This window comes from Flavobacterium phragmitis, assembly GCF_900112575.1.
GTDB classification, from domain to species: Bacteria; Bacteroidota; Bacteroidia; order Flavobacteriales; family Flavobacteriaceae; genus Flavobacterium; species Flavobacterium phragmitis.
Genome location: NZ_FOMH01000009.1, coordinates 145,599 through 159,709 on the forward strand (window position 1 = coordinate 145,599; position 14,111 = coordinate 159,709).

General features: G+C 35.6%; 11 protein-coding genes. 9 read left to right on the plus strand and 2 right to left on the minus strand.

The window, feature by feature from the left end:
• Positions 1 to 76: 76 nt before the first annotated feature.
• The 5 genes from BM289_RS16685 to BM289_RS25480 all read left to right on the plus strand — a co-directional run bounded on the left by BM289_RS16685 (position 77) and on the right by BM289_RS25480 (position 4,022).
• Positions 77 to 1,141, plus strand: coding sequence for a Gfo/Idh/MocA family protein (locus tag BM289_RS16685; RefSeq protein WP_091495615.1), 1,065 nt, complete (start codon positions 77 to 79; stop codon positions 1,139 to 1,141).
• Positions 1,138 to 2,718 carry a sodium:solute symporter gene (locus BM289_RS16690; protein ID WP_091495617.1) on the plus strand — a complete coding sequence of 527 codons (1,581 nt, stop codon included), beginning with the start codon at positions 1,138 to 1,140 and terminating at the stop codon, positions 2,716 to 2,718. Before BM289_RS16685 ends, BM289_RS16690 begins: the two co-directional genes overlap by 4 nt.
• Before the next feature lie 104 nt (positions 2,719 to 2,822).
• Positions 2,823 to 3,089: a hypothetical protein gene (locus tag BM289_RS16695; protein ID WP_091495620.1), complete on the plus strand. Its 267-nt coding sequence runs from the start codon at positions 2,823 to 2,825 to the stop codon at positions 3,087 to 3,089.
• 256 nt (positions 3,090 to 3,345) lie between these two features.
• Positions 3,346 to 3,876 carry a hypothetical protein gene (locus BM289_RS16700; protein WP_091495622.1) on the plus strand — a complete coding sequence of 177 codons (531 nt, stop codon included), beginning with the start codon at positions 3,346 to 3,348 and terminating at the stop codon, positions 3,874 to 3,876.
• Between the two features lie 2 nt (positions 3,877 to 3,878).
• Positions 3,879 to 4,022, plus strand: a complete 144-nt coding sequence (locus BM289_RS25480; protein ID WP_167365448.1) for a hypothetical protein — start codon at positions 3,879 to 3,881, stop codon at positions 4,020 to 4,022.
• Between the two features lie 349 nt (positions 4,023 to 4,371).
• Here the strand turns inward: BM289_RS25480 and BM289_RS16705 are convergent, their stop codons facing one another.
• Together BM289_RS16705 and BM289_RS16710 are read right to left on the minus strand one after the other, a co-directional pair.
• Positions 4,372 to 5,763, minus strand: coding sequence for a phosphatidylserine decarboxylase family protein (locus BM289_RS16705; RefSeq protein ID WP_244165395.1), 1,392 nt, complete (start codon positions 5,761 to 5,763; stop codon positions 4,372 to 4,374).
• A 228-nt stretch (positions 5,764 to 5,991) separates the two neighbouring features.
• Entirely contained in the window at positions 5,992 to 7,203 is a 1,212-nt protein-coding gene (locus tag BM289_RS16710; RefSeq protein ID WP_091495624.1) for an MFS transporter, read from the minus strand.
• Between the two features lie 127 nt (positions 7,204 to 7,330).
• On the opposite strand from BM289_RS16710, the gene BM289_RS16715 reads away from it, so the two are divergent.
• The 4 genes from BM289_RS16715 (at position 7,331) to BM289_RS16730 (ending at position 14,089) form a co-directional block, all read left to right on the plus strand.
• The gene (locus BM289_RS16715) at positions 7,331 to 8,122 is read left to right on the plus strand and encodes an AraC family transcriptional regulator (protein WP_091495626.1); all 792 of its coding nucleotides are present in this window, start codon (positions 7,331 to 7,333) and stop codon (positions 8,120 to 8,122) included.
• 440 nt (positions 8,123 to 8,562) lie between these two features.
• Positions 8,563 to 10,749, plus strand: coding sequence for an alpha-L-rhamnosidase-related protein (locus tag BM289_RS16720; protein ID WP_091495628.1), 2,187 nt, complete (start codon positions 8,563 to 8,565; stop codon positions 10,747 to 10,749).
• Positions 10,750 to 10,981: 232 nt separating this feature from the next.
• The gene (locus tag BM289_RS16725; protein WP_091495630.1) at positions 10,982 to 12,658 is read left to right on the plus strand and encodes a glycoside hydrolase family protein; all 1,677 of its coding nucleotides are present in this window, start codon (positions 10,982 to 10,984) and stop codon (positions 12,656 to 12,658) included.
• A 306-nt stretch (positions 12,659 to 12,964) separates the two neighbouring features.
• A complete protein-coding gene (locus BM289_RS16730; protein ID WP_091495632.1) occupies positions 12,965 to 14,089 on the plus strand; it encodes a glycoside hydrolase family protein in 1,125 nt (374 codons plus the stop codon).
• Positions 14,090 to 14,111: the final 22 nt, after the last annotated feature.

A 14,111-nucleotide genomic window follows, 5' to 3' on the forward strand; every position in this document is an offset into this window, starting at 1 on the left:
TATTACATCTAGATTGTAAAAAAATAATTCGTGAATTCGTGGCTAAAAAAAAACTAATAATCTAAACTAACCACCAATGTTAAAAATAGCCATTCTAGGACTTGGAGAAGGACGAAGCACAATGTCAGCAGCTATAGAAAGTTCAAAACTAGAACTCGTTAAAATATGCGACCGAAACGAAGAATTGTGTAAACAACGAGCAAAAGAATTCGATTTTCATTCGTACACCACCAATTACGACGATTTACTAAACGATGCTTCGATTGATATTATTGCGATTTATACGCCAGATCATTTGCATGCGCAACATGTAAAACAGGCTTTATTAAGTGGAAAACATGTAGTTTGTACAAAGCCATTTATTGATGATCTTTCGGATGCAAAGGAACTTTTAGAACTAAGCAAATCAACAGGGAAGAAAGTTTTTATCGGGCAAAGTTCTCGTTTCTTTGAACCAGCCAAAAGACAAAGAGCTGATTACGAAGCAGGTTTAATAGGTGATTTAATTACAATTGAAGCGCAATACCACGCCGATCATAGATGGTTTTTAAAGAAAGAATGGTCGCTTTTACAATCATTTAAATGGCTGTACGGAGGTTTGAGTCATCCTGTAGATTTTATCAGATGGTATTTGCCAAATATTCAGGAAGTAATGGGATACGGAATGATAAGTAGTAACGGACAATCGGCAGGATTGAAGAATGAAGATACAATGCATTTTATCTTTAAAGCAACCGATGGAAGAATTGCTAGAGTAAGCGGTGTTTACACTTCACCGACTCAGCCAGCGCAACGTGACAGCGGCATGAGTACAATTCTACGAGCAACAGAAGGAGCAAGTCAGGCTGATTATCACGAATTGCGTTATGCGATTACAGATAAAACAGGTGAAGAAAAAGTGGTTACTTGGGGCGACAGCACGATTAAATATTATTTCCGTTTTGAAGGACAAAGTCATCATGGCGGTGAATATCAGAATTATTTGGAATATTTTGTCGACAGCATTGAGCAAGGTTTTGAAGCTTATCCAAATATGGAAGAAGGAATTGGAACTGTGGCTTTGTTACAAGCAATGGATAAATCGCTACAAACAGGAATGCCGGTTAAAATTGCCGATATTCTTAATGAATACGGACTATGAACAGTATCTACGATAAATTAACCACGCTCGATTTTGTAATTGTTGCGGGTTATTTGGTGGCTTTATTAGTCATTGGATATGTGGTAAGTATGAAGCAGAGAAAGAAAAACGAAACGCTTTTTCTTGCTGGAAATTCTTTAAACTGGTACAGCATCGGGTTTAATATGTGGGGAACCAACGTTGGGCCGTCGTCACTATTGGCTTTTGCGAGTATTGGTTACGCTACGGGAATTGTAGCGGGTAATTTCGAATGGTACGCTTTTGTGTTTTTATTGCTTTTGGCGATGGTTTTTGCGCCAAGATATATTGCGAGCAAAGTAAGCACAATGCCCGAATATATGGGGAAACGTTATGGCGACAGTACACAGAATATTCTCGCTTGGTATGCTTTAGTAAAAATATTAGTAAGCTGGTTGTCATTAGGATTATTTAGTGGAGGCGTTCTAGTTCGTCAGATTTTGGGAATTCCGATGTGGCAGAGCGTTACGGTTTTAGTGATTTTCTCTGGAATTTTCACTTTCGCTGGAGGATTAAAAGCAATTGCAAAAGTGAATGTTTTTCAGATGATTTTGTTGATTGTAGTTTCCCTTACACTTTCCTTTTTAGGTTTACAAAAATTAGGCGGAATCGATGTTTTAATTGCCAAAACACCATCGAATTTTTGGAATTTAGTTCGCCCTTCTGACGATGCGAGTTATCCGTGGCCGGCTATTTTGTTAGGATATCCTGTAGCGGCTGTTGCTTTTTTCTGTACCGATCAATCGATGGTGCAGAGTGTTTTAGGTGCGAAAAACCTAGAACAAGGACAGCTTGGAGTTAATTTTATTGGATGGCTGAAAGTGATGGCGCTTCCGTTGTTTATTTTACCTGGGATTTTGTGTTATGCATTATACCCAGAATTAGGAAGCAATTCAGATTTGGCTTATATGACCATGGTTACAAACCTTTTCCCAAGCGGCATGAACGGTTTGGTAATCTGTGTGATGATTGCGGTTTTGGTAGGAACAATTGGTTCTTCATTAAATGCTTTGAGCACCGTTTTTACGAATGATATTTATGTAAAGAAAATCAACCCAACAGCGACGATTCAGGATCAGATTAAAATTGGTCGTTTGACGATTGCCGCTGGATGTGTATTTGCGATTCTAATTGCCGTTGCGATTGACAATATCAAAGGGCAGAATTTATTCAACATTTTTCAGGCAGTTTTAGGTTTTCTGGCGCCTTCGTTATCTGTTGTTTTCCTTTTGAGTGTTTTCTGGAAACGCACCACCAAAAAGGCTGTAAATGCAACACTTTCTTGGGGTTCGGCTTTTAGTTTGTTTGTTGGGGTTTTATATCTATGGATTTTCCCTGCAGATAAATATCCAGTTTGGCCTCACTTTTTATTGATTTCGTTTTACATTTTTGCTGTTTTAATGATTAGTGCAGTTATTATCTCTTTAACGGATAGAAATCCTGAAGTGAATGTTTCAGACGAAACGGATATTCCTAAAACTAGTAAAAAGGTGAAGCTTTTATTTGGGTTGTTGGGGTTGGTAATTTTGGTTTTGTATTTGGTTTTTAATGGGAATTGAAGAACTTGAAAATAATAGTTAGTTGAAATTTATCCATATTATGGAAATCCATACTTTTTTAAGATTTTGTCAATGTAAATTGCTGAAATTTTAAAATCAAATTTATGGGAACAACAGTTTCAACAGTACTAATATCTTATGATGTTAGTGATAAGAATCCAGAGGTAAAAGCTGCATTAAAAGCTTTAAATTATTCGGATAGTTATACTTTGGGTAGTTCTAAGGTATATTATTTACCCAACACTACGCTATGGCATAAAGCAAAATCCTCAGATCAAGCCATGGCAGATATGAAAAAAGTTTGTAATGAATTAAGAGTTACTCTTGAAAAAGCTGTAGCCGTAAAAGCAGATGAGTTTGTAGGATTCTGATTTAAACACTCTTCGGAGTGTTTTTTTATACTTTTTAGAATTCTATTTGCTTGAAGTTGAAACCAACAACTCCCGAATATCAACCTTCAAATATTTAGAAATCTCATAAAGCGTTTCAATTGAAGACTGATATTAATTAGTGCATCAAAGAGAAACAGTTGATTCAGTTTTGCATAAAAGATTTTTTAATACCTTGAAATAAAAGCTATAATAGAGAATATTTCTAAAATTAGATTATATTCATTAAATTAGCTGAATGAATAGAGAAGTAGGATTTGGTCTGGATTTTATAATTGATAAGTTAACAAACTCAATAGAAAATGTAATTACAGGAGATAGTTTTCAGACTGAAATTTCTATTCTCCAAAATTCAGATTTAAAGTCTATAGCAAAAAAGAATGGTTGGGTTTTTAATTGGGTTGAGGAATTTAAAAATCCAGTTAGAGATGTATATAAACTTACAATTTTAGGAAATTCTCAGATTATTCAAGGTCTTGTTAGTTTAGAAGTTAAAGCTGACCATGTTTATATGCATTTATTAGAAAATGCACCATTTAACAAAGGACAAACAAAAGTCTATGTGGGAGTAGCAGGTAATTTAGTTGCTTATGCTTGTAAATTATCTTTTCAGCGTGGACATGATGGAAACGTATCTTTTCTTTCAAAATCACAATTGGTAGAACATTATGAAAAAACACTTGGAGCATTTCATTTTGGAGGTAGAATTATGATAATTGAAACAAAATCAGCATTGAAATTGATTAATAAGTATTTTCAAAATAAATGATTATGAAAACGAAGAAAATAGATTTAGAAATTGACACTATAGGAGGTTTAAGTTCTCTAACAGTTGCAGAAGAAAAAGCCCTAAGTGATTTTTTTAAAAAGAAAAAAGCAATAAAAAAGAAAACTGAAAAAGTAAAAAACACATAACATTTAAGATGATGTTATGTGTTTTTTTATTTGTAATAAAAATGAAAAGCCACCGGAATAATTTTCTGAGTTTTATTCAAAATAATAAAAATCATCCATTTCAAACATAGCCCGTGGTTTCAACCACGGGAAACGTATTTTGATAAACGTAATGTGATATGCTTTGCGTTCCAGTGGGTGAAACCTCTGGTTGTGTTTTGAAAAAAATATAAATAATAAAACAAAGTTATTTTATAAGTTGTCTCCAGTTTTAACTGGAGGTATATGTAGTAAAAATAGAAAAGGCTTTAGCCAAATTGTAGATATTTTGGCTAAAGCCTTTTGAGCTTTATAAAAGGTAGCTTGAGGTTTAGATCACTTTTGCTATTTGTGTGTTTACACGAATATTGTTTGGAGCATCTAAACCTGGTGTTTCATAAGTGGTGAACGCTAAATTAACTTCCGGTCTAAAAATTAGACAGTGTGTGGAGCCTCCAAAATGAAACATTCCTAGTTCGTCGCCTTTTTTCACAATGTCCCCGGCCTTTACTGTTATTTCACAACTGGAAACTTCTGCCATACCCACAGGGATTACACACATTAGTCCAATTGCAGGATTATCTGCTTCAATAAATATTAAGGCTCTGGTGGCAACTGCTGTTAAAAAAGGCTGTGAATTGTTAGGCGCACTCGAATCGGGTCCCGCTGGATTATAGAAACCTTGATATAGATTTTCTAGATAATACGAACCATTTACAATAGCTGTTTTAACAATTCTACCGTTTACAGGACTGTGCCAGCGGTGATAGCTCAAGGCACTCAAAAAGGCCTGATAAACTGTTCCTCCATCAAATTGTGGAGCTAATTCATCAAAATTCATCATGTTTTCTAATGAATAAGGCTGTCCTTTTAACCAAAATTGATCTGATAATGCTACATTCTTGGCTACTTGTAAAGGTGCCGACTCACAAGCGTTTACAATAATTGAATCATCATTGGGTGCAGTAACTGGACGGACATTTTGGCAAAACAATCTTGTAAAAAAATCATCCCAGCTTTTGAAACCATAATATAGTTCTGAAGGATTTGATTGAAAAACATCTGAAAATGTAGCATTGGGCGAAATAGGATTCGGTTCTAAACCTAATGCTCCTTGAGCAACTTGCATCATTTCCGATTGTGCTATATCGCTCAACCAGGCGATTACATTCTGCGAAGGATCATTTTCAATCAAAACATATCGTGAATCTTCTGTAACCAAAAATTTGGACCAGTAGTTTAATATCTTTTTTAACTGCTGATTGACCAAAGTGTTTGAGAAAACATCATAACCAAAACTAGTCGCCATTGGCCAGGCTAAAAGAGCGTTAATAGGAAAACCAATCATACCTGCAGGTGTTTGATTTCCGGGAGCGCCAGTTTGGTACGCTTCGGGAGCGGTTTGCATGATTCCGTTGAGTAAAACAAGGAAATTCTCAAAAGTCATAGGTTCTGGTTCCCATTCTAAAGGAGTAGTTTGCTTTAAAAAATAAGCTTCAGAAAACATTCCCTGCACATTAGCATACAAAACAGAGTCTGAATATACTAGATTCTGAAAATCGGCAATTTCGGGAATAAGTTGTGTTGGATTTTCTGCTGTAAATTTCTTGATTTTTTTAATCCAATCTTCGATAATTTTTGGGTTTTGTGGCAACCAGCCTCCCAATAATTGTTTTGCTTTAGTAAATTTTGTTGTTTCCATAGTTGTTTGGGTTAAATTCATAACGAAGGTATTTTAGAAAATAATCCTACAATGTTAAATAGTCACAGAAGGTTATTTTGGTGTTATGAAGACCTCATATTGGTTACAGGAAACGAAATACTTGTGGAAAAGCGACTTAGATAAAAAAAACACATAGCTTTTCAATCCTGAAAAACTATGTGTTTTATTATAAAATGAAATGCCTTCTAAAGACAATTCGAAATACTATGTTTCTATGTGTTTAAAAATTTACTCGGCCTTTTTCTTTCCTTCAATATTAGGTAAGAACCCAGTAATAACCCCAATCAAAGGCAGGAATGCACAAATTTTAAATACATATTCTATACTCGTTGCATCGGCAATTTTTCCTAAAACAGCTGAACCTAATCCGCCCATTCCGAAAGCAAATCCGAAGAAAAGACCCGCTACAAGTCCGACTTTTCCAGGCATTAGTTCAGTTGCATAAACCAAGATTGCAGAGAAAGCCGAAGAAAGAATCAATCCGATAATTACAGATAAAGTTCCAACCCAGAAAAGAGAAACGTAAGGCAACATCAAAGTAAACGGAGCAACGCCAAGAATTGAAACCCAGATTACGTATTTTCTGCCATATCTATCACCAATTGGACCTCCAATTAAAGTTCCGGCTGCAACAGCTCCAGAGAACAAGAATAAATAGACTTGTGACTGCTGAATCGAAATATGGAATTTATCAATCAAGAAGAAAGTGTAGTAACTCGTAATACTGCTCATGTAGAAGTATTTAGAGAAAATCAGAACCAATAAAATGATTAACGAAGCAATTACACGATTCTTAGATAAATGATGTGTTTCAATTTTTAGAGCTGCTTTATTGGCATTTCTTTCAGATAAATGTGCTGTGTACCAAATCGCAATTCTGTACAGAGTAAAAACCCCAATTAAAGCAATAATACAAAACCAAGCCACATAAGATTGTCCATTCGGAATAATAATAAAAGCAGCTAACAAAGGTCCAATGGCACTTCCTGCATTTCCTCCTAACTGAAAAATAGACTGCGCCAATCCCTTTTTACCGCCCGAAGCCAAATGTGCCACACGTGAAGATTCAGGATGAAAAATCGAAGATCCGATTCCGATTAAACTTACTGATAATAGTAAGAAACCAAAATTAGTAGCGATTGAGACTAAAAATAATCCAGTCATTGTAAAACACATTCCGACAATTAGAGAATAGGGTTTAGAATTTTTATCGGTATACATTCCTACAAAAGGCTGAAGGATCGAAGCTACGATTTGATAGGTAAAAGTGATGATTCCGATCTGTGTAAAACTTAGTCCAAAGTTATCTTTAATAAGCGGATAAATAGACGGAACAACAGCTTGTAAAAGGTCATTAATTAAATGCGAAAAGCTGATTATAAAAAGTATCGAATACGTTGTTTTTTTAATTACTTCTGGTTGTACTTTAACGGTTTCCATGAGTGTTTTTTAGGTTAATGGTATTTTTTAAAATTACAGCTGTATTAATTTTTTACAAAATTGAAACAAATTAAAATGTCAAAATTGCTATATTTGGACAATGAATAATCAGATTCGGACATATCGAATGGCACAGGAACATGGATACAGAGTAGATCCATCAATTCCTGTTATTGGCTATACTGAAATGGTAACCAACGAAATGTGTGTTTCACACTCACATCCAAGAGGTCAGCTGATTTATGCAACCCGTGGCGTAATGAATGTTGTTGTGGGCAATCATATTTGGGTTGTGAATCCGTTGCAGGGCTTATGGCTTCCGGGTGGAGTAGAACATCAGGTTACTTTTCAGAAAGACGTTAATTACTATAGCGTTTTTATCGATCCGTCTGCAATGGCAGGATTGCCAGAGAAAAGTTTTTCATTTGATATTCCGATGTTTTTAAAACAATTGGTTTTCAAGATTATTTCTTTCGGTGTAGAAGGAGATTTAACACCTCCGCAACACAGAATCATATCGGTTTTTCTGGATGAGCTGGCTTTAATAGAACCAAGCGCCACTTTCCTGCCCACAACTAATCACGAAAGACTTCAAAAAGTAGTCGAACTTATAATGGAAGATATTGCCAGCAAAAATACGATTGATTATTACGCCGAACTTTCGTTTATGAGTAGTAGAACTTTATCTCGCTTATTCATTAAAGAACTTGGAATGAACTTTAGTGAATGGCGTACTCGTTTAAAATTATTAGAAGCCATAAAACGACTTAGTGAAAAACAATCCATAAAAGAAATCGCTTTTAATTTAGGTTACGAAAATACAAGCGCTTTTATTTATATGTTCAAAAAACATTTAGGAAAAACACCTTCTAATTATATTTTAGAAGATGAGAATGAATCTGAAAGAATGATTGCTTAGGTTTTGAGTGTAAATTGAACGCGGATAAAACGGATTTACTTCGTAAAGACGCGGATTGATGCGGATTTTTTCTTTTAGTTTATCCAAAATAACACAATCTTTGTCATTTCGACTGAAAGGAGAAATCACACTAGTAATTCTACAAAGATTGGCGACATAAGTTGCGGAATCCCGCGTGTGATTTCTCCTTCGTCGAAATGACAAAAAAAGAGTAAAAAAGAAAAAATCCGCATCAATCCGTGTCTTCGCGAAAGCGAATCTGTCTCATCCGCGTACCATAAAAATCTCAACATCATTTTTTTTAATACTAAAAAAGTGATAACTCATAATTTTTACCTTAAAAAATTATCAAAAAGCACCCTTTTTTATGAAATAGCAGGATAGTGCAGGGTGTCAAATGTGTAGATAACACTTATCTTTAGTCCCAAAATAAACTTACTATGCTAAACCGCTTTTCCATTTTTAAGATCTTACTTCTTTTTGTTGCCCTTTTTTGTTGTTCATTATCATCTGCACAGGAAAATAGAAAAGAAGCGACATGGGTCTGGTATCCAGGAGATTTTGAAGTTTGGTTAAGCAATAAAATGCAAGTAAGACGTACAGAACGCGAAGCCGTATTCCCTCCGCTTTGGCAATATTACAGTCCGTATGCTTTGGTCACTTTTCAGACAGAAGTAGATATTCCGCAACCAGATGAAGTAAAAATCTTTTCAGAAGGACCTTTTCAATTACTTTTAGACGGCGTCCAAATTTATGGACAGCCAAAATCAATAACAGTTCCTGCGGGAAAACACAAAATTTCTTTTAAAGTTTATAATCAGGAAGTGTTGCCGGCTATTTATATTAATGGAAAATACGTTAAATCGGATGCTTCATGGAAAGTTACCAACGAAGATAAACTTTGGATTGATGAAACCGGAAAAGCACAACAATCCGGTACGCCATGGGTTCCTGTTGGTTCTTGGAATTTTAATTCGCCAGAAAGTAAACCTTCAGAATTCAAATTAACAACCAAACCTTTAAGCGCAAAGAAAACGGAAAAAATAGGAGCTGGCCAATTAGTAGATTTTGGTAAAGAAACTTTCGGGTACATTAATATTCACGGCTTAAAAGGAAAAGGAAAACTAGCATTGTATTATGGCGAATCTCGTGAAGAAGCTTTGGATTCTGCCAAATGCGAAACCTTAGACCATTTATCTTTTGATGGAAAACAATCTGAAACTTACACTCATAACGGTTCAAAAGCTTTCCGTTATGTTCAGGTGCAAGCAGATGCGGGTGTAAAATATGATTCGATTTCGATGCTTTATGAATATTTACCATTAGATTATCGTGGCGCATTCAAATCTTCGGATGAACAATTGAATAAAATTTGGGATGTGTCAGCTTACACGATGCATTTAACGTCTCGTGAATTTTTTATCGACGGAATCAAACGCGACCGTTGGGTTTGGTCTGGCGATGCTTATCAGAGTTATTTAATGAATTATTATTTGTTCTTTGATTCGGCTTCTGTAGAAAGAACGTTGTTAGCCCTTCGCGGAAAAGATCCTGTAACGGCTCACGTAAATATTATTATGGATTATTCATTGTATTGGTTTGTAGGTGTTTATGATTACTACTTACATACAGGCGATACGAAATTCATCAAAACTTTTTATCCAAGAATGAAATCGCTGATGGATTTCTGTTTAGAAAGAAGAAATAAAAACGGATTCCTTGAGCCATTAGAAGGTGACTGGGTTTTTATTGATTGGGCTGACGGATTGCCAAAAACAGGCGAAGTCAGTTTTGAACAAATGCTTTTAGCGAGAAGTTTAGAAGCTATGGCAGTAAGTGCTGAAATTGCTGGAAAAACTGAAGACCAAAAGCAATATCAAAAATTAGGAACTGATTTAAAAACCAAATTATTTGATGTTTTTTGGGATAAAAAAGAAAACGTAATGAAACACCAGCGTATCGATGGGAAAATGCAAAATATTGTAACGAGATACGCTAATATGTTCGGTATATTTTTCAATTATTTTAATGAAGAACAAAAACAAAGCGTCAAAAATAAGGTGTTGTTGAATAAAGATGTTCTTCAAATTACAACTCCATATATGCGTTTCTACGAATTGGAAGCCTTATGCGCAATGGGAGAACAAAACTACGTTTTAAAAGAAATGAAAGATTATTGGGGCGGAATGCTGAATGAAGGCGCAACCTCTTTCTGGGAAGAATACAACCCGAACAAAAAAGGAACGGAACATTTAACAATGTACGGTCGTCCTTACGGTAAAAGCCTTTGCCACGCTTGGGGAGCAAGTCCGATTTACTTATTAGGAAAATATTATTTGGGTGTAAAACCAACTGCTCCAGGTTATTCAGAATATGAAATCAAACCAAATCTTGGAGGTTTAAAATGGATGGAAGGAAAAGTGCCAACACCAAACGGAGAAGTTTCTGTGTATTGCAGTACCAAAGAAATCAAAGTAAAAGCAGGCGAAGGAGAGGGTAAATTGATTTTTGAAAGTGCCAGTAAACCGAAAACAAACTCGGGGGCCATTACTGAATTAGCCAAAAATAAATATCAATTGATTGTAGAACCTAATGTGGAGTATAAAGTGAGTTATAAGGCTTTGTAAGTTATGAGTTATGAGTTATGAGTTAGGAGTGATTAGTCCTTAGTATCTAGTAATTAGTTATTAGTTTATAACGTCCAGTTTGTCATTCCGACTGAAAGGAGGAATCACACTCGTAACCACAAAGATTGTCGACTAATTGTTGCGGAATCCCTGGTGTGATTTGCTTCGCCTATTCGCTATCGCTCGGGTCTCCTTTCAGTCGAAATGACAAAAAGCAAAAAAAATAAAACCAATGTTTTCAAAAAAGAAAAAACACAACATCAAATTAAAAACCGCTTTCCTAATGCTATTAGCTGTCTGCATCCAAGCCACAGCACAAACAACCGCATGGAAACCAGCATCATTTGAAATCGTGAAATCAAAATACAAAACGTTCAAAACCACACAATACGCTCATGTATTTTCAGGAAGCAAACACAATATCGTTCGTTTAGCTCCTGAATTGCAAGGTTTGACTGGGATTGAACTTCCTTTAGATAAATATAAAAATGGAACTAATGATCCATTACAATTAAAATTTAAAGAAAATGCTACGGTTTTAATTGGTGTTTTTCAGGAAAATAATTCAGAATATCTTCAAGCGGATAAACTTCAAAATGCGAAGTTAGTTTTAGAAAATGGAGTCACTATAACGGGATTGCCTCCAGTAAATATTTATGCACTTTCTTTCTCAAAAGGAACTCAAACATTAAATTTCGGAAAAGGATTATTTGCCATTTTAGGAGTTGTAAAAGCATCTGAAAATCTACAATCAAGAAATGCCAATTTTCCAGACGGAAAACTCTGGAACCCAACTTTTATCGTTGAAGGATTTTCAGATGAAAAACCGCTTTTCGAAATTATTGGCGGAGAAAACAAACCCGTTATTGATGAAGGAATGTCTGGAACAGAAGGAATTCAGGGTGGTTTTGAAGGCGGACGTGTGGTAAAAGTTGGCGATACCTACCACATGTTTCCAACCGAAAGAGCGGGAGAAAAAGGCGTTGATTATTATTACGATCGTGTAAAAACCAAAATCGGACATTGGACAAGTAAAGATGCCATTCACTGGAAAAGAGAATCTACAATTTATCAAGCGAGCGGTGTTTACGCAGTTACAGAAGATGATAATCCAATGAATGATCGTCGTGCTGCAATTTGGTCGTATATGCCTGTTTTTAATGAAAAAGCAAACAAATGGTACGGCTATTATTTGGCTTATACCGTAAGTAAAGAAATTGAACCAAATCATTCATTCGGAAGAATCTGGCGTTGTGAATCGACTGTAGATGGAATCAACGGAATCGGTGGTCCTTATAAAGATATGGGAATTATTATGGAACCAGGATTAGATTCTCAGCCTTGGGAAGGACGTCAGGGTGTGGCTTCGTTTTTCCCTTATCAAGTCGGAGACAAATATTTCGGATTTTACAGCGGTGCGTATCCATTCAATTCATGGGCAGATTATCCAAAGAAATCAGGAAAAGGTTGGTTTGTGGCTTTGGCCGAATCAAAAAGTTTAGAAGGCCCTTGGATTAGAATGAATAAAGGTTTGGAACCCATTAAAACCATGCATCCGCTTTTTGTTGAAAATCCAATCGTAAGTCAATTGCCAAACGGTATGTACATCGCGATTTTCGACGGAGGTCCAGACGGCTGGGGACATCATTTACCAAACATGATTGCGTATTCTTTATCGGCAGACGGCGTTAATTGGGCAGAAGCGCATTATTTGCCAATCGAAACTAAAGTAGATAAATGGTGGGATATTATGAGAACGCCCTTATGTTTAATCCCAGAAGGAAATGATGTTTACACGATAGTTTACAATGCAATCGATTTGAAAAGAAGATTTCATCCAACAGGAATGGTAAAAGTAAAATTGAACAAAGACGTAATGGATTCTAAATTAAAAGAATTGAAAAAATAATTGAGCATAAATAGAACGCGGATTAAACGGATTTACTTCGTAAAGACGCTGATTTACACAGATTTTATTTTAATTGATTGATTTGAAACTTAGAAAATAAATTAAAGTTTCCCGCAGATTTTGCAGATCAAGCAGATAAAAAAATCAATTAAATCTGCAATATCTGCGAGAGAAAAAAAACTTTGTGTCTCAGCGACTTTGTGAGAGTTAAATAAAAGCTTAAGAATTAATCTCGCAAAGAACACAAAGTCGCAAATAAAAAAAACTTAGAGCCTTAGCGCCTTCGTGGCAAAAAAAAACATAAAAATGAAAATTAAATATCTAATCGTGGCCATTTCGGCACTAGCCATAACCAGCTGTGCAACCAAATACAAGAAAAGAGAAATTACCGAGAGCGTAATGCAGGAGATTTACGAAGAAATCAAAACGCCTTATAAATACGGTTTGGTGATGGTTCCTACTGACAACTCATACAAAATGGATTGTCCGAGTGTATTTAGAAAAGACGGAAAATGGTATATGACGTATTTAATATACGACGGAAGAGGTTATGAAACTTGGTTAGCAGAAAGCCATAATCTTTTAGATTGGAAACATCTAGGAAAAGTTATGTCATTTTCAGAAAACGAAAAACATTGGGATGTGAACCAAAAAGCAGGATATATTTCATTACAAGATCCAATTTGGGGTGGAAGCTACGAATGGCAAAAATACGATGACAAATACTGGATGAGTTATTTTGGCGGAGACAGTAAAGGTTATGAAGCAGGCGTTTTATCAATCGGAATGGCTTATACCAAAGAAGCACCAACAAAACCACACGAATTTCAGAGATTAGAAAATCCGGTTTTGACACCAAAAGACAAAGACGCCAGATGGTGGGACAATAGTACGATGTACAAAAACAGTGTAATCCGTGACAAAGATAAACTGACGGGACACAATTTTATCATGTACTACAATGCCCGTGGCGATAGTTTAAATCCTGCAAAAGGTGCAGAGCGTATTGCGATGGCGGTATCAAACGATATGAAAACATGGAAGCGTTATGGCGATAAACCATTAATCAACCATCATAAAGGAATTTCGGGAGATGCTTACATTCAGCGAATTAATGATACTTGGGTGATGTTTTATTTCGGAGCTTTCTGGACGGGTTGGGATCAAGGTGCATTTAACCGTTTCGCCGTTTCAAATGATTTAGTAAACTGGACCGACTGGAAAGGAGACGATTTAGTTAAATCATCAGAACCATACGATGATTTGTTTGCTCATAAATCATTTGTGGTAAAACATGAAGGTATTGTCTATCATTTTTACTGTGCCGTTAACAAAGCAGAACAAAGAGGAATTGCAATTGCAACTTCGAAAGATTTTGGGAAAAGCAAATTGAATTTTGTAGCACCACCTGAGAAAAAGAAGAAGAATTAAGTATAGAGAATTAAGTATTAAG